This is a genomic window from Vibrio intestinalis (assembly GCF_025195085.2).
In the GTDB taxonomy this organism is placed as follows: Bacteria; Pseudomonadota; Gammaproteobacteria; order Enterobacterales; family Vibrionaceae; genus Vibrio; species Vibrio intestinalis.
Genome location: NZ_JANAVY020000005.1, coordinates 72,182 through 94,148, shown reverse-complemented (window position 1 = coordinate 94,148; position 21,967 = coordinate 72,182). Strand labels below are relative to the sequence as shown.

Here is a 21,967-nt window from a genome sequence, read left to right as displayed (position 1 = left end):
TCTCCAATCATTTTGGTGTTCAGCTTGTCTGAAACCTAGAATAACAAGGGCTAAGTAGGTAAACTTAGCCCTAATTGTTTTTAATAGGTAAGAAAAATCATGAGTGATTTTGCAAAAGAGCTTGAGGCGATGACTCAAGAGATGGGCGATGAGCCAGAAGTGAAACTGCCTTCAATTGAAGAGCAAAAAAGCATCGCAGCTGAACTTAAAAAGCTTGAAGCAGAGGGCAAACTGACTCCAGAAGTATTGGAGCAGTACTTTGGTAAGTTCTACGCTAAGAACGATCGCCCTGTACATTAATTCCTGTACACTAATTGAAACGAACAGTCGTTTAATTAGACAGTCCGTCTGAGTAAAAAGCCGATCAAACTGAGGTTTGATCGGCTTTTTTGCATTTAGTTTTTGGGGAGTGAAGGAAGATCGCCTCATAGTGCAACGAATAGTGAAACAACAAATTTTATTTGGAGTTATATTACAAAATTACGTTGAGGCCCTTTTGCAATAAATCAGTTTCTGGTTACACCCTTTGTCATTCATAATTTAGTAAAAGCAATAAAAATTAAATTTTAACAATGACTTATGTTTTTATTGTAGTGGTGGGCATATGTGAGGAATATTAGGGTAATCTTTTTCTGTATTTTGATTACGTAACATAATTACAAGAGTGGGATGAGGTGCGACCAATGACGCTTTATTCTTGAATCAAATTGCAGTACAGTGCCCCGGTTTCTATGCAACAGGGTTCTTTGAATGGATTTGTACGAGGTTGAGAGATTACTTCATGCGCAAGGTGTTGATCTAAAGGATGTAGAGATCCGCCCCGCTTTGGTCATCAACGATAAAGTGACACTATTAGGTAAGCAGGGAAGAAATCCAATGTCTTTTGTCCGAGATGTGAAAGTTGAGCTAGAGAAAGAGCAGATACAACAACGTTTAGTCAAGCAGGGATTAATCAAGCTTCATAAGTCCTAGAGCACAATGATTGAGTCAATCACTTTTATCGCTCTTCGTGCGTTTGCTGCCGGAATTGCTTTTGCATCACGGTTAAAATGCCATCATTGCAACGCGTGAATAGGGATAGTATGTACGACTATATAATAGTGGGCGGTGGCATTGTGGGTGTCTCGACTGCATGGCAGTTAAAACAGAGACAGCCTGAAAAACGTATATTGTTGGTTGAAAAAGAAGCGCAGTTTGCACAGCATCAAACAGGTCATAACAGCGGCGTTATTCATGCGGGCGTTTACTATGCGCCGGGTTCGCTGAAAGCGGATTTTTGCAAACGCGGGGCGAAGGCGACCAAAGACTTTTGCTTAGAGCATCATATCCCAGTCGAGCATTGTGGAAAGTTGATTGTCGCCACAGATGAATCTGAGCAACAGCGCATGCTTGCTCTCTATGAGCGCTGCATTGAAAATGAAATAGAAGTAGAACTGCTTGATCATTTGCAGCTCAAGCTCGCCGAACCGAATATTTCAGGTGTCGGGGCCATTTTCGTTAAGCAAACTGCCATCGTTGATTATCAACAAGTAACTAATGCGATGGTTGAAGAGTACAAAGCGTTAGGAGGTGAGATAAGCCTTCGCACTGAAGTCTTTGCTATTAACGAGCTGCCAGAAGAAGTCCAACTCACCTGTATGTCGGACGGTCAAACCCTTCAGTTGAATTGCCAACATTTGATTACCTGTTCAGGCTTAATGGCGGACAGAGTAAGCCGCATGTTGGGTATTGATACAGACTTTCAGATCATTCCTTACCGCGGTGAATATTTCCGTCTCGACCGCCGCCATAATCAGATTGTGAATCACCTTATTTACCCAGTTCCAGAACCTAACTTACCGTTTTTAGGCGTGCATTTAACGCGCATGATAGATGGCAGTGTGACGGTTGGGCCGAACGCAGTACAAGGCTGGAAGAGAGAGGGCTATGGTAAGCTCAATTTTAGCGCCAAAGATACATGGCAAATGCTGCGTTTTAGTGGTTTTTGGCAAGTGACCGCAGCGCACTTACAAACCGGATTTAAAGAGTGGCTAAACTCTTGGTGGAAGCCGGGCTATCTTCGCCGCGTTAATCAATATTGCCCTTCGATTGCCCTTACAGATTTAGAGCCTTACCCTGCTGGCATCCGCGCACAGGCTGTGACTAGAGATGGTGAACTGGTGCATGACTTCTTATTTAGTGAGAGCGTGAGAAGCCTTAATGTATGTAATGCACCAAGTCCAGCTGCGACGTCAGCCATCCCAATCGGAGAGTATATTTGCGATAAGGTTGAGCGTAAGTTCTCTACTAAAGGCTAACGTCTGCTTACTTTAGTGACAAAGAGGGCCTTGCTTCGCCACGCTATCGATCATGTAGTCGTTACGTAGATTACGATGAACAATACCATGCCAAACTTCGCCATTTATCAGCTCGATTTCAATGGCGTAGTTTGTGCCATTAACCACTTGGCTGCGGACTTGGTTAATTTGCTTAAGCTCTGAATCGGCTTCGATTCGTAACATGAGAGTTTCTACTGCTTGGCGTACTTCAGGAGTGACCTCGACAGTTTGCCAGCCGCCGGGCATGGCTTTAGATTGGCAAATCGGGGAGGTGCTTTGTTTCGGCATGTCTGATTGAGCGCAACCTGCCACAGCCAATGCCATTGATATCGCGATGATCATCATCTTCATGATGTTTTCCTTCCAAAGAGTGACTCATTCAAAGAGTCGTATTGTTATGTTCGGATATTTGCTACCCAATAGATAATCTCTTTTATTCTAGTACGTTAATATGAGCTAAGTGTTTCGTCAGTGTCAGATTTGATCGCTGACTTATCCAGATTAGTATAATGCGAAAGGATTAGTAGTAATCAGAAGAACTATCTTTATTGATAACGCTCTAAAGAGTAGGTAAAGAGCTTGAAGGAGAGAGCATGGTAAGAGGGTTACTAATACTATTGGTGAGTTTGGCCCTGTACGGATGCGGCTCGCGTCTTGTTTACGACAACATCGATTGGTTTGCCTTGCAATATATGGATGAATTCGTTGAGTTAAACGATCAACAAGAGGACTTTGTCAGCGCTAGCCTTAATGATTCGATAGTGTGGCATCGAGGCCAAGAAGTCCCGCTGTATATAGAGCAGCTCAAAACAATCCAACGAACTGATCCTAAATCCATCACGGCCGATTTTCTTATCGAACAAGAGCAACTATTGCGCGGGCATTCGACACGTTTGCTCGATAGATTTTATCCATCAATCATACAGTTCGTGGCTCAGTTGAGTGATGCTCAAACCGAGCAATTGATGAACGCCATTCGCGTAAAGCACGTTAAAGCAAAGAAGAAATACGCCAATTTAAATGACCAAAAAATACGAGAGATTTATCAGCAGCGAGTGGAAGAAAATGTCTCAGACTGGGTAGGGCGGCTCGATAGCGAACAAGAGCAGTTAATTGAACAGTGGGTCGCCGAACTCGAAGTGACCACGCCGCTGTGGTTAAACTACCAAACCAACCTAAGAATTGAGCTTAAAACCCTACTCGCCAATCGCGCTGAGCCACAAAAGCTAGCGCAAGGACTACATGCCTTACTGTATAATCCAGAGCAGTATTATGGTGAGCCATTGGCTACAGCCGTCGAGCATAACAAACAAGTAGGGCGAAAATACATGGTCTTAATTGGGCAAAGCATGTCGGAAAAGCAAATAAACTACTGGCGCAATGAGTTGCAAGACTGGATAGACATCGCCCAAGACGTAGAAAAGCCCTAATTTTATTGTGTGCACCTAAAGTTGTATATCATCGGCGCGGATGACTGGTAATAATAACCATAGGCTTAAGTTTATAAATAGAGGTGTTCATGGATTGGGTAGTTCTATTTTGTGCGGGGTTATTTGGTGGAGTGCTTAATAGCGTAGCCGGAGGCGGCAGCTTTATCACTTTTCCTGCCTTGTTATGGTTTGGCTTACCGCCCATCACCGCCAATGCGACCAACACTTTTGCCGCTTGCGCTGGCTACATCAGTGGAGCGTGGGGGTTTAGACGTGATATTACCAGCCAACCTAGCAAAGTTATCTCTATTGCGATTTTCAGTTTGCTTGGCGGCGCGTTAGGGGCGTGGCTACTACTTAATGTATCAGAGTCTTTGTTTGTTGAGGCGATACCATGGCTACTTTTGTTTGCGACCTTACTCTTTCTACTGGGTGAAAAGGTACGCGCTATTGCTAACATTATTGCTTCATCATCGGTGAGCTCAAAAAGCGTAGCGACTGTGGCTCTTACGCTCTGTTTGGTGCTTGTCAGCGCTTATGGCGGATTTTTTAACGCTGGCTTGGGCGTTATAGTGCTGAGCTATCTTGTTATCGCAGGTTTTAGCGATATTCATCAAATGAACGGCTTAAAGCTTCTCATCTCAACTTGTGTATCGCTGAGCGCGATTGCCTTGTTTTTATGGCAAGGTGCAATCAACTGGCAAGCGGGTAGTGTGGTACTGCTTGGAACGATAACGGGAGGTTACTTGGCCGCGACCGTATCTCGCAGTTTATCGCAGCGCACGGTTAAACGTTTTGTTGCTCTTTCAAGCCTTTGTATGACTTGTTACTTTTTCGTCGACGTCTACGCAGTTTAGCTTGCTATCTGGTTAAAGTGTCACCAATGTAACACAAGGTGTTATGCTCACAGATTTATAATATTTGACTTTGTTTTAGCTGCTTTATTGACCGCTAAGGCGCAAAATAAGTACGTGGCAGAGATGAAAATTAGTCTGTTATTCGCATCGTCCACTGCCATGTGTGTTCGTACTTTTCTATTAAGGGGGAGTTATGGATAGAAAACTTGGTCAAGTGATGACACAAAGTCGAATGATTACCTTTATTGCCTTCTTAGCAGCGATATTTTCATGGGCTTTGAACATGCGAGCTTTGCTGTTTGTGTCGGTTGTCGCATTGGTTGTGGCGATGGTCGTATTTGTTAAGCACAAACTCCATATAGGCCATCATCACAACAACGAAAAGAGCGCCTAACTGGGCGCTCTCAAATACACAACGATGGTTAATTAGGCTTTCTTAACAAACTGAGCCGTCACCATCATTTCTCCTGCACCGTCGACTTTACAATCGAGCTGGTGGTCTTTCCCATCCACAATTCGTCTGACAACGGCTTTAGTGCCAATCTTCAACACCAAAGAGCTGCCTTTTACTTTGAGATCTTTCGCTAGAGTGACTTTATCACCTTCAGAAAGTAGCGTGCCGTTGGCGTCTTTTACTGTGATTGCTTCTTCATCTGGCTCACTTGGGTTCCATTCATGAGCACATTCAGGGCATACAAGATGGGCCTGATCTTGGTAAACATATTCAGAGTGACAATTTGGACAAGGAGGAAATGACATAGCGTATTACTTCATTCGTGTTATTTTCGTCTTATGTTAAAGGCTTAGTCCCTAGATGGCGAATCAAAATGATCGGCTTATAGCAGTTAATCGGTTAGCTTTGCATTCTGATTGAATATATTGGTGTCAGTGAGCACGGCTTAGCTTGTCGTTAGAGTAGAATCTACACCCAAAAAGTCGAATCAAAGCTAGTAACGGGTTTGCATATTTCTTTAGATCTGAAACATGATCACATATATGAATAGATTCATATTGTTATCGTAAAATAACAGTTTCATAGTTGTCCGCTCGGTTGCATAATTCCCCACTTTCAATCTGCGTCAAAGACGGTATTTGGTTCAAGCCGCTGATACCACGTCAGCCCTTACAGGTAACAATATGATCAACAAATTCACGCTATCGGCTCTTGCACTTTCGGTTGCTCTGCCGCTAAGTGCCGGACAGGGCTCTATCGCGTATTTAGATAGCAACCTCAAGCCCGTCGCTAAGGCCGAGGCTTTGTATCAACACAGCCCTTTTCATCTGAATGATCAGGGTGTGACCGCAGTAAATATCTATTACAAAGGCAGTGATCAAGTTTACCTTGCAACACAAGGCTACCAAGATGAGAGCGGAGCTTTGGTTTACAACGGCAGCTTTGAGTATTTTGCCCCTGACGGTACGTTATTAGAGAAAGGCCAATTCAAAAACAACCAGCGCGATGGCTTAATCATTAAGTCGGGCAATTACCAAGGGGTTGAATACCACACTACCTACGTCGATGGACTTATTGTTGAGAAGCAAGAGTACTACAAGGGTGAGCTTGCACGACGTGAAACCTACGAATATGACCCAAACAACAGTAAAAACTATGTTTGGCGGTGCTATCTAGGCGAAGAAACCACATGTGTAAACCGCTTTGTGAATGGTCTACAAGAAGGATTGCAAGAGTCGTATGACGAGCGCACTAAACGTAGGCAAGAGCTTCACTACCTAGCGGGTAAGATGCATGGTTTACAAAAGGTGTTCGTTGAAGGAGAACTGCTGGTAACCGAAAACTACCAGCATGGTGAGCGACATGGTATCAGCAAAAGCTACCAAGAAGATGGAACGGTTATCGCTGAGAGCAACTATCGTCATGACGTACAGTTTGGCGAAACCATTATCTATTACCCTGACGGTGGCGTTAAGAAAAAATACCTTTATGGAGAGCAGGGCAAGCCGATCTCTCATGATAGTTATGATCAAGATGGAACGCTGCGTGAAACCATGCGTAGTGATGAGAACTTGAACCAAACTACGACTCGTTTTGGGGTTAACGGCGAAGTTACCTTGGTGCGATTTAAACCTAAATCAGACACCGACTGGAGTGAAAAACTTGTCTTCGGTAAAGGTGGTTATCTGTATGAGAGATATCGTTCAGTTGAATCTACCGAGCAACGACATTCAAAAGAATATCACCGTAATGGTGTGGTTAAGCGTGAGTATACGATCTCTAAGAATAGGGACAAGCACGATAGGAGCTGGAACACCGACGGTATATTAACGAGCGAATCAATTGAACCTGCTGACAGAGCACAATGGGTAAAAAGCTATCGCTATTACGATAACGGCACGATTGAACAAGAATCTTTAGACTTACGAACAGAGCGTATCGCTATTCGTAATCGTTTTAATCGCGAAGGGGTACTGATTGCGAGAGAAGAACGCATCAAGTTCGATAAAAATGGTGAACAAATTACCTCTAGCCCTTCAGAAAACTACAAAGAGTTTACTCACTATAAGAATAACAAGCCGCATGGGCCCTACAAAAAACGCAGTTTTGATGGTGAGTTCATCGCCGCAGGCCAATATGTTGAAGGTAATAAGAGCGGGGTATGGCAGCAGATCGGTTTTGACAATTTACCGGTACCAGAGACATTTCGTTCTAGAATCCATTACCCGATAGACGAAAATGGCCAAGCGAGTCGATTGATACGCGAATACCGCGATGGTCAGTTACATGGCAAGTATCGTTTTACAGATCACAAAGGTGGAGTGCTGATTGATGGCTTGTTGCAACAAGGTAAACCTGTAGGTGATTGGTTAATTAAGCGCAGCGCTAACGGTGATGTGTTAATGCAAAACCACTATGAAAACGGTAAGCCCCATGGTGATTGGGTTGATACAGATTTCCGCTATAGCGTGACCATGAAAGGGAAATATCAGCATGGCTTGCGAGTGGGTGAGTGGCGAGCGCGTGATGAGCAAGGAAGAGTACTCATCCAAGGCGAATTTGAAAATGGATTGGCTGTTGGTGAGTGGAAAACCTTTTCTTCTGACGAGCGGCTGCTGTGCAGTATGAACTATCAGCAAGGGCAACCAGAAGGTGAGTGGAAACACTTCAACCACAAAGGTGAAGCAACATGGGAGCGCACTTTGTCTGCGGGCGAAATTGCAATCGAAACTAGCCATGAAGATAGCATCGGCAACCGTTGGAATCGAGAAAACCAAGTGGATATCCCAAGCGACTGTTACATCAATATCGAAAATTACTTCACGGTGGAATACAAATGAAAACTGGCACTTACAATAAAACCGTCGTAACGATGAGTTGGTTTAAAGTGGGATCATTAGCCAGTCTGGCGTTTCTGTTTGGCTGTTCTGAGCCTGAACCATTAGCGCTTCAAACTCAGGTTGGCAAAACCGTAAACTATTATGCTCAGTTTGAAGTTGAGTTTGATACGTTTTCTTCTTATCAAGAAGAGCTGCCAATGGGCGAAATAAGTTTTCATACACCCATTTCTATTCGCATAAAAAGCAACAATGAGTTGGGAACCACTCTATCTGTAAAAGCTCATGAGATAGATTTTACCACGTTAGATTTTCGCCAGTATGACGCCATCCATGAGTTAGTTGAAGGTGGCGTAGAGCTGAGTAAAGCCGAGACAGCAGACTTTTCGTTTGGATTCAGTGCAGAGCAAAAAGCGTTAGCTAATAACAAAGAGCTGTTTGCCGATTTTGCGGCTTTGGCTTCGCTGCAAGATTCTGCTGCTATCCATTCTCTCGCGGTATTTCCTCCTCAACTGCTTAAGCAAGTGGGGGCTGAAACGTCCAAGACTTATGCGAACGGTTTTGTCACTCACTACTCAGTCACCTTAGTCAGCGAGCACCGAGTGCGTGTTCAAATGAACGGCAGTGTGCCAAAGCCGCAATCTACGCAAGAGATGACAGAGGAAGAGCGTTATCTTGATGAGATTGAGGTGAAAGAATCGATTCAAGGGTGGGCAGATTATCACCCAGATACCGGTGAACTGATTCAACTTAAAGCCGCTGTGAGTCTGCCTATTGGTAAAGAGAGCAGCGTTAAGGCGATGGTATTGGTGTCCGACAATCCGCTGAGCCAGCCAATCGAAGATATTAATGCATACTCGTATGGCCGTGGCCAAACAGATAAGCAGCACCGCTTGATGGTTGAACAACTTTCAACTCAAGCACGGCTTTCTAGTAAACCTACTGTGTTTTTATCTAAAGAAAATGAGCGTCCAGATGCGTTAGAAATATCTGCTATCCAGCAAGGCGCAGTGGCGCCTATGTTGAAAAACTATGCGTTGCTTGACCTCAATGGTAAGCCAATGGATAAGCAGTTTATGGTGTATCACTATTCAGATTCCGGCATCTTTGGTGACAAGTATCCGGAAGACAGTACCGAGCATCAGTACAGTGGTTTAATTTCGCCTGACGCGCCAAGACCTGCTTTTATAGAGGTAGATTACGTGCCGGAAAATTACACCAAACACCTTGAGTCGTTACCAATAAAAGAGGGTAAAGTGTCGTTTTCTCATCCTCAATTTACGCTTGAAGGAAGCCAAATGGCGCGCAAGCGAGGTTGGGAGTTTACTTTGACTGAGCAAAAAGGCGCGGACATTGGTTTTTATTCGTTGTTCGATAAGGATAACGACGCACACGTGTATAACTTAGATGAGATGTTTGATGAACCCGAAGCGCATCGTTACCCAAAAGGTTGGAGTATCGCGCTAGCAGACAAAAACACCTATCAGATACAAGTAAGCTACGACGAGGTGCCGAGCGGTCATATCGCATTTGCATGGTATGAACAGCCTAAGCAGCAAAGCACTAGAATCCCACTTTGGTATGCAGTCGAGAATCTAAAAGCACAGGCGCCAACGCATGACTTCTTTAATAATCGAGCGGTAACTGAACAATATGAGAAACCTGTTGTAGAGATTTTGAAGCATCAATTGGTGGCAAGTATGCCTCGTTACATGGTTGCACTATGTGAAATGGACAATCAACCTAAAGGGGACTATCGCGGCTCTGCATATCAATGGCGAGAACAACCAAGTCGTTATTTAGATAAGCCATATCAGTACTTTTTATCGGCGTTTAATCAGTCTGTATGGCATTTTTACGATGCTCATGTTGACGCCAAGCTAATGTGTAGTGAAGCGACGTTATCTGTATTAGAAAAAGAGACGGATTACCGCCAACCTAATCCTTGGATGATTGAACTTACTGGTAAATACAGTCATTTCACATGGCAACAAGTGATGAAAGAACTGCAGGCTTACAACGATAAAGGCGAAGTTATTCAGTGGGTAACTCCGGGTGACAAAGCGGACTACTCTGTGCCTTATGTTAAAGCTTGGGGCAACATTGCGAGCGTGAAGTTAATACAACGTCGTGAGCCGAAAGTCGAATTCGAACAATCAGTACAATTTGGACCAATGCCAGAATAACGCTAAGGTCGAGATATTCGCTGAGAACAAAAAAGCCGCTACGATTAGCGGCTTTTTCTATATCTCACAACAGGGATGTTATCTATCCCAGTATGCTTCTTCCAAGCTGTCTTCGCGTTCAGGAAGTGCACGTGATAGGCGAGGAGAGTGTTGGGTCAACACTTCGTAGCTTACACGGTTGGCGTACTTACAGATTTGCGATAGTGACGAGTAAGTTAAGTATGGCTTATCGTGCTTAGTCGAATTTGGCACTGTCACTTCATGGAAGCTGTTTGCCGCCATATCGTGCAGTAACGCAGAGAGCGCCGCATCGCCAGCACCATTGGTGTTCTTGATCTCTACTGGGCCGCCAAGGTAAGGGCCAATGTGGGAGTACACCTTCTCTGCTTGGTCACAGTCAGCTTTGCGCATTGCACGGCTGAACTCATATTGGTTGAATTCAGTAATGGTGCCATGCTGAATTGGTAGTTCAGTTTCACGTTTGACGTTTTCATCGGTGTAACCAGCCATGTAAAGGCCATTAGGTCCGGCAGTACAAAGAACAAGATCCACCCATTCTAACGCGCGGTCAGCTGCTTGTAGTGGGTCGCTAAAGCCAGTCAGTGCTTCACCTTCTTCTTCGTTCATTGCTACCACTGATACGTTTTCACGTAGATACTCTTGCCACCATTCTGCGTTACCTTCGATAACCCATTTAGTGCCTAGAGTCAGAACGACAGGAACATTTTTCTGCTTAGCAATATCAATCGCACGCGCAACCGCTTGAGGCATTGGGTCTTCAGGCTTACCACGCATTAGGTAAGAGGACACAACAAGGGCAGAAGCTTTGTCGAACACACTTTCAGGAATGCTATCAGGGCGCAGCTTGTTCATGTGGCCTTCGTTGATCGCAAATGTGCGCTCACCATCGTTAGAGATCAGTGTGTAACAACGGCCAATTGGCCCTTCAACAGTTTGAAGGTGGTTTAGATTCATTCGAGATGAAGTTCGGCATAGGTAGCGATACGCAAACGAGCCTACTTCAATGTTGCGTGACATAACGCCCAGCAGGACAGATTTGCTGTCTGCCAGTACAGAGTAGTTGTGCAGCGTGTTACCAATGGTATCACCAGGGTATTGATGGGTGATTAGGCCGCGTTCAACCAACTCGTCATAAAGGGCATCGGCTTTGCTTTCTTCAAGAACCAAAGAGTGGCCTTTACTAAGCTCATACTTTTCTAAGAACTCATCGTCCACTCTTGCTTCAATATCAACGATGGTTTGACCAACACCGACAACAATTGGTCGGTACAGCTTAGGTGACTGTGTCGCTTGATTGATCAATGGATCGCGAGCATGAGTTGGAAAATAGTGCTTAGATTTGCGCTGGCCAGGAAACTTCATCTTTTCATCGGGATTGAGAATTTTCCCGCATCATATCACACGACGTCCAGTTTCGTTTCATCTTTATTACATCAAAACTGTTTGGTTAAACGAGTTTGGTCTGTTTTTGTGCAATTAATAGAGAGATAAAAAAGCGCGGTGTTTATTGACCGCGCTTTGTTGAGTTTATTCCGCTGATGGTGGTGTCGTCATGTAGGCTTTGGTTCCCCACAATGGCACGGTCGACAAGCTATGTTTGAAGCTGCCGCTGGTCTCTTTGGTGGTGTATGACAAGTAAAGTAGTGTCTGGTTTTCGGCGTCGTAGATACGGCGAACTTTCATTGTTTTGAAGAAGATGCTTTTCGACTTCTTGAATACCACTTCACCTGAATCGCTTTTATCAATTTTGGCGATCATCTCTGGAGTAATATCACCAGTCTGACGGCATGAAATCGAACTGTCACTTGGGTCTGCAAGGCTAAGGTCAGCCTCTACTGAAGCGATATGACACGTTACACCCGCAACAAGCGGGTCATCAATCGATGAGATTTTAATATCTTTAAGAGTAAAAAGGCCTAAGCTGACGTCGCCCACTTCGCTGCTGTCACAGGCGGTGAGTGAAGCGGCCATTATTGTTGCTGCAATCCACTTCTTAAACATTATCAATTCCTTGCTGTGTGGTTTCTATCTTGTCAGCTTATCAGGTTTTTGGCTAAGTAGCGCATCTCAAACGCGAAAATAGTCATATGCTTTATCAATCACTTGTATTGTATCTAGGTACTGTTAAGCTGATAGCTCATTGATTACGAGTGTTCCGCCGTTATGACAACCCCAGTTCCAGCAATCGCTAGCGCGAAAAACCAGTGGCTTTACCAACATATTGACGTTAAGTACCCAACCAAAGAGTGCTTAGAAGGGCGTAAGCTATATAAGCAGCGCATCGCGAACATGTCCTACAAAACACTGGCCGAGTTGAATTGGCAATCTTCAGAGACGCATCCGTCATTAGAGATTCATAAGGTGGATTTTCACCGTCTTACGGTTATGTTTGCGTTAATGCAGGCGAAACATTGGCCGCAGCAGGCAGAGCAAGATCTGATCGTTGAGTTTCTTACACAGATTATTTATTCAGAGCCTTGTGAATTGTATTTAGGCTTTGTTGATGGCAATCCGGTTGCTGCGTCAATTGTCACTCATTTGGAAGGCCAACTTTTGCTGTCGGATTTCTTTGTGGAAGAGAGTGTTAAAGAGCCGTTTGTTGCTAGCCTTCTTGCTCTGGTTGATGGTGATAAAATTGATAATAGTGACGTTTATCTCGAAATCTAATGCATAACTTACTCATATTTTAATCAGTATGTTATTTTTAAACCACGATTTCACTCTCGATTGGTTCTTGTGCGTTCAACCATACTGCTTATAGCTTTAATACTATCGAGTTCATTTTTTGTTCAAGCCAAAGATTGGCAAACAAGAAATGTGCTCGTGTTGCATTCCTATTCTCCTTCTTATCAATGGACCGCTGATTTTCAAAAGGGCATTGATCAAGCGATTAAAAAATCCAACTATCAGTTCAAACTCTCTATCGAGTATTTAGATACCAAACGTATCTTCCATGAGCAGTATTTTGATGAGTTTGTTCAATACTTTGATGCTAAGTATCGAGGTTACGAATTTGATGCCGTGTTAGTCACCGATGACAACGCACTCAACTTACTTAAGCAGTGGCCAAATAACCCACTGCGTGATTTGCCTATTATTGCCGCGGGCATTAACAACCATCAAGCCACGTTATCTGATGTTTCTGACCGAACACATATCATCTATGAACAAGATGAAATCGAAAAAACCATTCGTTTGATCAAAAACCTAAGACCCAAACTTAAAAAGCTTTATTACCTTGCTGATCGCAGCGTCACTTCGGAATTGATTCGTGAAAAAGCTCAGGTATTTTTTTCTCAACAACCTGATTTGGAAATTGTTGAGGTAAGAGACACGCCTCTTGATGAGCTTGAACAGGTACTTGGCAATGTAGATCCAAATGACGCGGTGCTATTGACGCACTTTAATACCGACCTCGATGAAGGGGTTTACCATAGTTACCAACATATGGCTGAGCAAGTGGCGAGCAGCAGTGCCGCACCTGTCTTTGTCTTCTGGGAGTTCTACATTAGAGAAGGCGTTTTAGGTGGACACGTAAACCGCTCTGAACAAATTGGACGTCAGATGGTATTGGCGTTGGATAACTTCTTACCGCTCGATCTTACTTCTGAAATTACGGTAGGTAACGCCGCTCGACCTGTGGTTGATCATAATGTGATGGTGCGTTTTGGTATGTCGGATGCACTATTGCCACCCGAGACGTTAGTGCTCAATGAGCCAAGTAACTTTATTAAGCAGAATTGGCAAGTTATCTCTGTCGCGTTAATCATCATCGTCTGTTTAAGTTTGGTGATTGTCACACAGGCGATTGTGATTAGGCACAAGCGCGAGCTTAACCTCAAGAACAAGCGCATTGTTCAGTTGCAGGGGCGAACCTTACAGACTCAGAAAGACGTCATTGTTGTATTGGGTGAGGCGATTGAAACCCGCTCTGGTGAAACAGGCAACCACGTAAAACGCGTAGCTAAACTCTCATCGGCCTTGGCCAAGCTATATGGCTCAACTCACCGAGAAATTGAGTTGCTTGAAATTGTTAGCCCTATGCATGATGTCGGGAAAATAGCGATTCCAGAGTCTATTCTCGATAAGCCGGGTAAGTTAGATCCGCAAGAGTGGGAGATCATGAAAACCCACACGACCCACGGCTACAACTTATTAAGTGCCAGTAAAGGCGATGTGTTCAGCTTAGCGGCAACAATTGCCAATGAGCACCATGAGCATTGGAACGGCAAGGGTTACCCTCATGGCCTTGCTGGTGAAGAGATTCATATCTTTGCTCGTATCACCGCAATCGCCGATGTGTTCGATGCGCTACTTAGCGTTCGTTGCTATAAGAAAGCATGGCCGTTAGACGAGGTCATCGCCTTGTTTGAACGCGAAAAAGGCGAGCAGTTTGATCCGCATTTAACACAGTTATTATTAGACAATCTTGACGCGTTTGTGGTGATTCGTAACACCTATCCAGATAAGCCAACCGATAAAACACTCTAGCAGCAAACTGCGGGAAAGTGATCGAGTCTATGTTTTGATACATCACCTTATGGCGTGATTCGAAACTGTTAACTCGGTTGCTGCAGTTTGCTCAATCCCTTTTACTATCAGACTAATAAAAAGAAAAAGTAAAGGTGGCCAACCGTGAACAAAACCCAATGTGTAATTTTTGATTGTGAAGGTACTCTGGTAGACAGTGAAACACTATGCTGCCAAGCCTTGTCGATCGTCTTTAGTCAATTTGGTGCCCATTTAACAACCGAACAAGCCATGAGCCATTTTGAAGGTGGCAAGCTTGCTGATATTTTGGAAGAAACCCGCAGGCGCTTAAATGTCTCTGTTTCAATTGATACCTTAGAGCCGCTTTACCGTGAGACATTGAAAGGGCTGTTTGATAGTCAGCTCCAGCCGATGGAAGGGGTGTTTGATGTACTCAAAGACCTAGAAAGTAAAAACATCGACTACTGCGTAGCGTCTAACGGCCCAAGAGATAAAATTGAGCACGCTCTTGAACTCACCGGTTTGTTGCCTCATTTTAAAGGTAAGGTATTTTCTGCCTTTGAGACCAACAGCTGGAAACCTGAGCCTGACTTGATTCTCTATAGTGCGATGAACATGGGATATAGTGTCGATCAATGTATGTATATCGACGACACACCGAAAGGTATTGAGGCTGGCGTTCGAGCGGGAATGAAATCGATTCGTTTATCGGGCGTCAGTGATGGGACATTCCCCGGCACGTATCAAACCATAGATAAGCTCAGTCAGTTAGTAGAAATCGTATAAAAGGAAAAAGCCCATATGTGGGCTTTTTCTTTATCTGTAATTGATGAAATCAATCGATTAATTCATCAATGTACTGGCGTTGAAATGGATAGGGGTTGCTGCTTTGATCTGCATTGGCTCTGTGGCAACCATTTGATGAACGTTTTCAAAAAACGAACCACATCCTGCACATAGCATCGAACCAGAATTTGAAACTAGGTATTCATCATTGCCGCATAACGGGCACTGTTGAACGCTTGGGCTGAGCGCTTTCTTATCTTTCATTGTTTCTCCTACAGCGAAGCAAATAATGAAGGCAATATATTGTGCTATTTGCCTTTTGTTAGTTTTATTAATTATCGATCGCTAGACTAATGGGTAATTTGTCTATACGCAATTCAATTTTAGTCAACAAATCGTAAATTAAGTTTGTTACGAATTTATTGCACCAGACTCTGGGATGAGTTTCATAAAAACGCGGTTGTTTCTTCTAAAAATACGACGTTTTATATATAATGGTATGAAATACCATAAATGAGAAATCGTTGTGAAAATCTACTGGTTCATTCCCCTTGTCGCATTGTTATCTGGTTGCGGCGACAACACGGCTGATACTCAAGATCAGCAAACTGAAGTTCGTTCAGTTAAATATACTGAAATTACCTTTGAAGATTATGAGCAAAGTCGACAGTTTGCCGGCGCAGTAAAAAGTGCGACGACCTCTCCACTTAGCTTTAAAGTGAATGGTACAACGGCCAATATCGCGGTTAAAAAGGGTGAGGTAGTCACTAAAGGCCAGTTGATTGCAGAGCTAGAGCAAGAAGAGTTTGTTATCGCACTGCAAAAAGCGAAAGCATCGTTAGGCTCGGCGATTGCGGCAAAACGCCAAGTTGAAGATCAATATCAACGCGCAGTGAAGCTGCAAGATAAAGGTTTCGTATCCGATTCAGAGCTGCTTTCGATTAAAGCGGATTTAGATGCGAAAACTCAGCAAACGCACGTCGCACAAACGGATGTGAACAACGCCCAGCTTAGCTTAAAACGCACCAAACTGTATGCGCCGTTCGCTGGCCAAGTCAGCGCGGTGTACCTTGATGAATTCACTAAAATCAACTCAGGTACGACGGTTGTCGAGCTTATTAGCTACAATGCCTACCAAGTTGATTTCCTTGTACCAGAAAGTTTGATTGGTGAAGTTAACTTTGGCGACAAACTCAATGTGACGATTCCTGCACTGCATAACCTTCCTTTTGTGGGTGAAGTGAGCGAAATTGGTGCGGTGGTTGAAAAGGGTAACGCTTACAGTGTTACTTTGATTATGACTGACGCCAAGTTGGCAGAAAATGCCAAGTTACTGAGAAACGGCATGTCAGCCAATATTGATTTTCGTATTGGTGACAAAAAGCAAAATGTCGTTCGCCTACCACTTGAAGCCTTCGATTTAAGCGCCCCTGATGGCAAACACACCAAAACCCAAGCTCCTATTTTTGTCATCACTCCTGAAATGACTCTAGAGAAACGTTATGTGGATATTCTACGTACCGTAAACACGCGCGTTGTGGTGGTAAATAACCTTGTGGAAGGTGAGAAGGTCGTCGTGGCGGGTGTTCCGTATTTGTATGAAGGGCAAAAAGTCTCTTTATGGAAAGGTATCTAAGGAGTCGTCATGCATAAGTTGACTCAATTAGCGCTGGACTATAAGCGATTTACTCAAGTATTTCTGTTGATGTTATTGGTGATTGGTTACCAAACATTTTTGAATGCGCCGAGTAAAGAAGATCCAGAAATACTGATTCGTAACGCGGTAGTCGTCGCCCAATTCCCGGGGATGTCGCCAGAGCGTGTAGAAAAATTCATTACTAAACCACTCGAACGTGAAATCAAACAAATTCCGGAAGTGACAGACATTAAATCAATGTCACAGACCGGATTTTCGCAGATCACGGTGGCGGTGCACGATCGCTACTTTGACCTTCAACCTATTTGGGACAATTTACGTAATCGCATGAATGCGATGGTGAGTGAATTGCCAGAAGGAACGCAAGGGCCATTTGTTAACGATGAATTCGGCCAAGTATATTCGGCGACACTCGCGTTGACTGGAGAGGACTTTTCTCAGCGTGAGCTAAACAAAACCGCTGAATGGCTGCAAGACCGTTTGAACAGTGTTGCGAGCGTGTCGCAAGTTGAACTCTATGGTGTTAATCAAGAGCGAGTATGGATTAAAGCTAAAGCGGATGCGCTAGAAAACGACAAGTTCCAGTTCAAGCAAGTTGGCCAAGCATTAAAAGAGCGAAACGTTGTTTTGCCGGGCGGCTTGATTGAAACCGACACGCTAGAGATTGAAATTGAACCGACAGGCAGCTTTAAAACGGTTGATGATATTCTCAACGTTGATTTGTATATCCGTGAACTAGGCCATTCAGTCTTTTTACGTGATTTAGCGGATGTTTACCGAGGTTATCAAGAGCCGTTCAACACGCCAGTATTCTTCAACGGTGAGCGCGCTATTACGATAGCAGCGGCAATGGTTGATGGCGCGCAAAGTGATGAATTCGGCGCAGATATTCAAGCCTTTTTGGCTGAATATGCGACTCAACTTCCTGTCGGTATGTCATTAGAAATCGCGACCTTCCAACCGGAAAAAGTGGAAGTTGCTGTCAGCTCAGCCACCAGTAACTTGATGCAAACCGTTGCGGTAGTACTGGCGGTTGTGATGCTGTTCCTTGGACTGAGAATGGGTTTGATTGTCGGTAGCATTGTTCCACTGACGATTCTAATGACCGTTATTGGCATGAGCATCTGGGGCGTTGAACTGCAACGTATGTCGATTGCGGCGATCATTATCGCCCTTGGCCTGCTTGTGGATAACGGCATCGTGATTGCTGAATTCATTAAAAGCAAAATTGGCCAAGGTGTCGATAAAGTCGAAGCGGCAATTGAAGCCTCTAAAACTATGGCTGTGCCACTGCTTACATCGTCGTTAACCACGATCTTAGCCTTTATGCCACTGCTGTTGGCGCAAGATGTAACCGGTGAATATTTACGTTCATTATCGCAAGTGATCTCTTTGGCGTTGTTGTCATCTTGGTTCTTGTGTTTATTTGCCACTCCAGTACTGTGTGTTTGGTTTATGAGTAGCAAACCAAAACAAGCCAAACAGCAAAAAGAGAGCCGTTTCCATCAAGGCTATCGCAGTGCTATCACCAACATCATTCGCTTCCGTTGGGTATTTCTTGCTGGCGTGATTGGTATCTTTGCGCTGTCATTGTATGGATTCAACTACATTACAGTGCAGTTCATGCCTGGCTCAGAGCGTAACCAATATCTCGTATTTGTTGACCTACCAGCGGGAACAAAAGTAGAAGAGACGACCAAAGTTACCAAGCGCTTGAACGATTGGCTATTGGACAAAGAAGAAAATCCAGATGTGGTAAATACTGTCGCGTACATCGGTGATGGCGGCCCGCGTTTCTTCTTGGCTTTATCACCTATCGATCGCGCGACTAACCGTGCCTTCTTAGTGGTTAATACCAAAGACGTTGAAGGTGCGTTGGCGATGGTTGAGAAAACCAATCGCTTCTTTGCGACCGATTTGCCAGAGGCAAGTGGACAAGCGAAACGCATGTGGCTTGGCGGTACAGAGCTTGGCTTAGTCGAATACCAAGTGGTGGGTAGCGATATTCGCACTCTACAAACCTTTGCTAAGCAAATTGAAAACGCATTGCGGCAAGTACCGGGTGCTGTCGGTATTCGTAACGACTGGGAGAACAATGTAGCCAAGCTGATTGTAAATATCGATCAAGGCCAAGCACTTCGAGCGGGCGCAACGAGCAAAGACATTGCCAACAGTTTAGACAGTTACTTGCGTGGCCGAGAAATCACCAGCTTTAGAGACAACGATGATGTGATTCCTGTGATGCTCAGTGGCTCTGATTCAGATAAGCAAATTGAGAAGCTGACATCTGCGCAAATTGTTGCGACAGGCTCAGGTGCTTCGCTACCACTTGTACAATTTGCTCATATCGAAACCAAGAATGAGCCATCGGTGATTCGTCGATTCAACCTTGAACGAACGATTACCGTAAGCGTGAAGCATGATTCGCTACAAGCCAGTGAGTTGAATGCCATCGTGCAGCCAAAGCTAGCCGAGCTAGATTTACCGCCGGGTTATGAAATCTTACTGGGCGGCGAATTGAAAGGTGCGAGCAAAGCCAATGGCGCATTATTTGGTTACCTGCCGCACTGTTTTGCTGTGATGGTATTGCTGCTATTGCTCCAGTTTAACTCCATACGTCGCCCAGCCATAATTCTGATGACCATTCCATTATCACTGATTGGTGCGGTGTCTGGTTTGCTGGTGATGGATGCTTACTTCACGTTCCCAGCGATGCTAGGTATCTTTAGTTTGGCGGGGATTATTATCAATAACGGCATCGTATTGATTGACTGTATAGAGCAGCAACGCGAAAGCGGATTAACGGTTAAACAGTCAATCATCGAAGCGTGCGTAGAGCGATTTAGACCAATTGTAATGACGACATTGACGACGATATTAGGCCTTATCCCACTGGCCATTTCTGGTGGTGAGTTCTGGTATTCGATGGCAATAGTGATGATCTTTGGTATGGCCGTTGGTACGGTATTAACTCTCGGTGTTGTGCCTGTGTTGTACAGCTTGTTCTTTAGAGATAAAGCGGTAGAAGCAGAGCCTGAATTAACCCAAGCCTAGTACGCTAAAAGGTTTACACGTAAACTAAAGCCAGTGATGTTCACTGGCTTTTTTACGTTTGAGGGAAAGAATAATGGCCTATTGTATTGCGCTGACCACAACCAATAGTGAAGAAAATAAACAGGCTCTGATTGAACAGATACTTAATCAACAGTTGGCGGCTTGCATTCAAACCATGCCAATTGAAAGCCATTACGTTTGGAAAGATGAGCTGTGCTGCGATAATGAGTGGCTTTTAGTGATAAAAACCACTCAGAAGAATTATCCAGAGCTAGAGAAAGTGATTGTTGCCAACCACAGTTATGAAGTGCCGCAGGTTGTTCAAATTCCGTTTGTTGACGGCTATAACCCTTATCTAAGTTGGTTAGAAGCAACCACTCGACCTTGAAATACTCGACCTTGAAACTTCATTAATAGCAATGAACTGATTGCGCCTATGGTGTCCATTAAAATGTCTTTTTGGGCATCCCAAATGTCACCTTGCGAACCAAGGAAGGCAATACCTTCATCACCACCTGCTAATTCTGCATACCACCATTCAATCACTTCATAAGCGGCTGCAAGCGACATAATTGAGAATAGGGCAAAGAGACACGCCAAGGTAGGCTTCATTAGGTTTTTACGAATCAGATACTCGGCAATTGGGTAGGCATAAAATCCGATTGAGAAATGTGCGACACGGTCAAAATGGTTGCGGTCGTCTGAGCCAATCAAGTTATTGAACCAATCAAATGGTACTTCTGCAAACGTGTATTTGGAGCCGATGGTGTGCAATATAATCCAAACAAACATCAATACATAGGCTGTTTTTGAAAATACGAATGAGCGAGACATCCACCAAATGATCGCCACGGCAGCAACCACTGGAATGATCTCTGCAATCCATACTGCGCGAGATGCAGGTTCAATGGCCGAGAAAATAAACACCAGTGAGTAAAGAGCGGTAAGAATTTTAAGCAGTTTTAAGTTAGCGTTGTTCATTTCGGATGTCCGTATTTATAAGCTGCAGTTATCATGACAGATAATAAAACAGTGTTCAATTGTAAAATTAAGTTAATTCTTGAGCTATGCCATTTTGTATGGACCCAATAGTATTTTGAGCAAGATGCGTGACTGCTTCAAACTGTGAATTAAAACTAGTACTTTAGTATTGAAGCAGCAGCAACTAGGAAGGTAAGCTACACTTCATAAAAATACATCATTCTAATTAAGGCGTTATGGAACAACAGAGTCACTTGGCTAGATACAGTGAGATGGAGAATCCGCTACTGTGGCCAATTCTAGAGATCTTACGTAAACAACCTAGCGGGTGGAAAGTACACGTCTTAGCTGCGCATCTGATTGATTTGCATCTGATGCCGGTATTGGACGAACGGCCTGAAAAAGATTTGTTCAAACGTAACTTTTTAATTATGAATGCGCTTTATCAGTTACAAGAGACACTTTACCCTGACAGTTGGGTTCAGGTTGAAGCTATGTCGATTTCTTTGCATGGATGTCGTGGTAGCCATGTAGCTCATGTGATTGATATGCAAGACCCACTAAGAGAATACTACACTCAGTGGTCTAACTATGAAGCCGAAGAGGGTGAGATTAAACGCTTACTGAATGAGTTCTGGACGCGCTACCGAGACTTTGTTGGTGGCAGTGCCGCTAATCAGCTCGACAGAAACAAAGCGCTCTCTTTGTTCGAACTTGATAGTGACGCGAGTGATGGAGAGATTCGTAAGCGCTGGCGTAAACTGGCCTTGAAGTGGCACCCAGATAGAGAAAACGGTAACTCTGAGCGTTTTCGTGTGCTGTGTGAAGCGTGGAATGTACTGCGAGCATAAGCAAAGCTATAAAAGTAAAAAAGCGCCTTTGGGCGCTTTTTTAC

21 protein-coding genes are annotated in these 21,967 nt (G+C 44.1%); 15 read left to right on the top strand and 6 right to left on the bottom strand.

Translation table 11 applies throughout. The features are described 5' to 3' along the window. The first annotated feature begins 99 nt into the window (after positions 1-99). The 3 genes from MU515_RS09915 (at position 100) to lhgO (ending at position 2,297) form a co-directional block, all read left to right on the top strand. On the top strand, positions 100-300 hold the full coding sequence (locus MU515_RS09915) for a restriction endonuclease subunit S (protein ID WP_260260266.1): 201 nt from the start codon (positions 100-102) through the stop codon (positions 298-300). 450 nt (positions 301-750) lie between these two features. Continuing rightward, on the top strand, positions 751-972 hold the full coding sequence (locus MU515_RS09910; protein ID WP_260260265.1) for a hypothetical protein: 222 nt from the start codon (positions 751-753) through the stop codon (positions 970-972). Positions 973-1,082: 110 nt separating this feature from the next. After that, a complete protein-coding gene (gene lhgO, locus MU515_RS09905) occupies positions 1,083-2,297 on the top strand; it encodes an L-2-hydroxyglutarate oxidase (RefSeq protein WP_260260264.1) in 1,215 nt (404 codons plus the stop codon). Positions 2,298-2,309: 12 nt separating this feature from the next. On the opposite strand, the gene MU515_RS09900 is transcribed toward lhgO, so the two are convergent. Further along, positions 2,310-2,669, bottom strand: a complete 360-nt coding sequence (locus tag MU515_RS09900; RefSeq protein ID WP_260260263.1) for a cystatin family protein — start codon at positions 2,667-2,669, stop codon at positions 2,310-2,312. A gap of 242 nt (positions 2,670-2,911) precedes the next feature. Between MU515_RS09900 and MU515_RS09895 the strand changes: the two genes are divergently transcribed. The 3 genes from MU515_RS09895 (at position 2,912) to MU515_RS09885 (ending at position 4,999) form a co-directional block, all read left to right on the top strand. Then, positions 2,912-3,748: a DUF6279 family lipoprotein gene (locus MU515_RS09895; RefSeq protein WP_260260262.1), complete on the top strand. Its 837-nt coding sequence runs from the start codon at positions 2,912-2,914 to the stop codon at positions 3,746-3,748. An 89-nt stretch (positions 3,749-3,837) separates the two neighbouring features. Continuing rightward, positions 3,838-4,605, top strand: coding sequence for a sulfite exporter TauE/SafE family protein (locus tag MU515_RS09890; RefSeq protein WP_285892414.1), 768 nt, complete (start codon positions 3,838-3,840; stop codon positions 4,603-4,605). A 193-nt stretch (positions 4,606-4,798) separates the two neighbouring features. Beyond that, on the top strand, positions 4,799-4,999 hold the full coding sequence (locus MU515_RS09885; RefSeq protein ID WP_260260260.1) for a hypothetical protein: 201 nt from the start codon (positions 4,799-4,801) through the stop codon (positions 4,997-4,999). Between the two features lie 32 nt (positions 5,000-5,031). On the opposite strand, the gene MU515_RS09880 is transcribed toward MU515_RS09885, so the two are convergent. Next, positions 5,032-5,364, bottom strand: a complete 333-nt coding sequence (locus MU515_RS09880; protein WP_260260259.1) for a zinc ribbon domain-containing protein YjdM — start codon at positions 5,362-5,364, stop codon at positions 5,032-5,034. A 378-nt stretch (positions 5,365-5,742) separates the two neighbouring features. Between MU515_RS09880 and MU515_RS09875 the strand changes: the two genes are divergently transcribed. Continuing rightward, complete coding sequence (locus MU515_RS09875) at positions 5,743-7,899, top strand: toxin-antitoxin system YwqK family antitoxin (protein ID WP_260260258.1); 2,157 nt, start codon at positions 5,743-5,745, stop codon at positions 7,897-7,899. Then, the gene (locus MU515_RS09870) at positions 7,896-10,082 is read left to right on the top strand and encodes a hypothetical protein (protein ID WP_260260257.1); all 2,187 of its coding nucleotides are present in this window, start codon (positions 7,896-7,898) and stop codon (positions 10,080-10,082) included. Before MU515_RS09875 ends, MU515_RS09870 begins: the two co-directional genes overlap by 4 nt. Positions 10,083-10,160: 78 nt before the next feature. Here MU515_RS09870 and MU515_RS09865 read toward each other — a convergent pair whose 3' ends face one another. Both MU515_RS09865 and MU515_RS09860 read right to left on the bottom strand, forming a co-directional pair. Further along, a complete protein-coding gene (locus MU515_RS09865; protein WP_260260256.1) occupies positions 10,161-11,465 on the bottom strand; it encodes an inosine/guanosine kinase in 1,305 nt (434 codons plus the stop codon). 165 nt (positions 11,466-11,630) lie between these two features. Then, positions 11,631-12,104 carry a CreA family protein gene (locus MU515_RS09860; protein ID WP_260260255.1) on the bottom strand — a complete coding sequence of 158 codons (474 nt, stop codon included), beginning with the start codon at positions 12,102-12,104 and terminating at the stop codon, positions 11,631-11,633. A 162-nt stretch (positions 12,105-12,266) separates the two neighbouring features. Here MU515_RS09860 and MU515_RS09855 point away from each other — a divergent pair, with 162 nt between their 5' ends. The 3 genes from MU515_RS09855 to MU515_RS09845 all read left to right on the top strand — a co-directional run bounded on the left by MU515_RS09855 (position 12,267) and on the right by MU515_RS09845 (position 15,380). Beyond that, positions 12,267-12,770 (top strand): flavodoxin, encoded by a 504-nt coding sequence (locus MU515_RS09855; protein WP_260260254.1) that lies wholly within the window; start codon positions 12,267-12,269, stop codon positions 12,768-12,770. 156 nt (positions 12,771-12,926) lie between these two features. Continuing rightward, positions 12,927-14,594, top strand: coding sequence for an HD domain-containing phosphohydrolase (locus tag MU515_RS09850; protein ID WP_260260253.1), 1,668 nt, complete (start codon positions 12,927-12,929; stop codon positions 14,592-14,594). Positions 14,595-14,738: 144 nt separating this feature from the next. Continuing rightward, complete coding sequence (locus tag MU515_RS09845) at positions 14,739-15,380, top strand: HAD-IA family hydrolase (RefSeq protein WP_260260252.1); 642 nt, start codon at positions 14,739-14,741, stop codon at positions 15,378-15,380. Between the two features lie 57 nt (positions 15,381-15,437). On the opposite strand, the gene MU515_RS09840 is transcribed toward MU515_RS09845, so the two are convergent. Continuing rightward, the gene (locus MU515_RS09840) at positions 15,438-15,644 is read right to left on the bottom strand and encodes a hypothetical protein (RefSeq protein WP_260260251.1); all 207 of its coding nucleotides are present in this window, start codon (positions 15,642-15,644) and stop codon (positions 15,438-15,440) included. 262 nt (positions 15,645-15,906) lie between these two features. Between MU515_RS09840 and MU515_RS09835 the strand changes: the two genes are divergently transcribed. From MU515_RS09835 to cutA, 3 genes are all read left to right on the top strand, one after another. Next, positions 15,907-17,016, top strand: coding sequence for an efflux RND transporter periplasmic adaptor subunit (locus tag MU515_RS09835; RefSeq protein WP_260260250.1), 1,110 nt, complete (start codon positions 15,907-15,909; stop codon positions 17,014-17,016). 9 nt (positions 17,017-17,025) lie between these two features. Then, positions 17,026-20,091 (top strand): efflux RND transporter permease subunit, encoded by a 3,066-nt coding sequence (locus tag MU515_RS09830; protein ID WP_260260249.1) that lies wholly within the window; start codon positions 17,026-17,028, stop codon positions 20,089-20,091. Positions 20,092-20,164: 73 nt separating this feature from the next. Next, positions 20,165-20,479 (top strand): divalent-cation tolerance protein CutA, encoded by a 315-nt coding sequence (gene cutA, locus MU515_RS09825; protein ID WP_260260248.1) that lies wholly within the window; start codon positions 20,165-20,167, stop codon positions 20,477-20,479. On the opposite strand, the gene MU515_RS09820 is transcribed toward cutA, so the two are convergent. Beyond that, positions 20,443-21,072: a DUF2238 domain-containing protein gene (locus MU515_RS09820; protein WP_260260247.1), complete on the bottom strand. Its 630-nt coding sequence runs from the start codon at positions 21,070-21,072 to the stop codon at positions 20,443-20,445. The genes cutA and MU515_RS09820 overlap by 37 nt on opposite strands. Before the next feature lie 236 nt (positions 21,073-21,308). Here MU515_RS09820 and MU515_RS09815 point away from each other — a divergent pair, with 236 nt between their 5' ends. Next, positions 21,309-21,923, top strand: coding sequence for a DNA-J related domain-containing protein (locus MU515_RS09815; protein ID WP_260260246.1), 615 nt, complete (start codon positions 21,309-21,311; stop codon positions 21,921-21,923). The last annotated feature ends 44 nt before the right edge of the window (positions 21,924-21,967 follow it).

Coding starts and splice junctions, on each gene's coding strand:
- MU515_RS09915 (WP_260260266.1), top strand. CDS start 100: ATGAGTGATTTTGCAAAAGAGCTTGAGGCGATGACTCAAGAGATGGGC.
- MU515_RS09910 (WP_260260265.1), top strand. CDS start 751: ATGGATTTGTACGAGGTTGAGAGATTACTTCATGCGCAAGGTGTTGAT.
- lhgO (WP_260260264.1), top strand. CDS start 1,083: ATGTACGACTATATAATAGTGGGCGGTGGCATTGTGGGTGTCTCGACT.
- MU515_RS09900 (WP_260260263.1), bottom strand. CDS start 2,669: ATGAAGATGATGATCATCGCGATATCAATGGCATTGGCTGTGGCAGGT.
- MU515_RS09895 (WP_260260262.1), top strand. CDS start 2,912: ATGGTAAGAGGGTTACTAATACTATTGGTGAGTTTGGCCCTGTACGGA.
- MU515_RS09890 (WP_285892414.1), top strand. CDS start 3,838: ATGGATTGGGTAGTTCTATTTTGTGCGGGGTTATTTGGTGGAGTGCTT.
- MU515_RS09885 (WP_260260260.1), top strand. CDS start 4,799: ATGGATAGAAAACTTGGTCAAGTGATGACACAAAGTCGAATGATTACC.
- MU515_RS09880 (WP_260260259.1), bottom strand. CDS start 5,364: ATGTCATTTCCTCCTTGTCCAAATTGTCACTCTGAATATGTTTACCAA.
- MU515_RS09875 (WP_260260258.1), top strand. CDS start 5,743: ATGATCAACAAATTCACGCTATCGGCTCTTGCACTTTCGGTTGCTCTG.
- MU515_RS09870 (WP_260260257.1), top strand. CDS start 7,896: ATGAAAACTGGCACTTACAATAAAACCGTCGTAACGATGAGTTGGTTT.
- MU515_RS09865 (WP_260260256.1), bottom strand. CDS start 11,465: ATGAAGTTTCCTGGCCAGCGCAAATCTAAGCACTATTTTCCAACTCAT.
- MU515_RS09860 (WP_260260255.1), bottom strand. CDS start 12,104: ATGTTTAAGAAGTGGATTGCAGCAACAATAATGGCCGCTTCACTCACC.
- MU515_RS09855 (WP_260260254.1), top strand. CDS start 12,267: ATGACAACCCCAGTTCCAGCAATCGCTAGCGCGAAAAACCAGTGGCTT.
- MU515_RS09840 (WP_260260251.1), bottom strand. CDS start 15,644: ATGAAAGATAAGAAAGCGCTCAGCCCAAGCGTTCAACAGTGCCCGTTA.
- MU515_RS09830 (WP_260260249.1), top strand. CDS start 17,026: ATGCATAAGTTGACTCAATTAGCGCTGGACTATAAGCGATTTACTCAA.
- cutA (WP_260260248.1), top strand. CDS start 20,165: ATGGCCTATTGTATTGCGCTGACCACAACCAATAGTGAAGAAAATAAA.
- MU515_RS09820 (WP_260260247.1), bottom strand. CDS start 21,072: ATGAACAACGCTAACTTAAAACTGCTTAAAATTCTTACCGCTCTTTAC.
- MU515_RS09815 (WP_260260246.1), top strand. CDS start 21,309: ATGGAACAACAGAGTCACTTGGCTAGATACAGTGAGATGGAGAATCCG.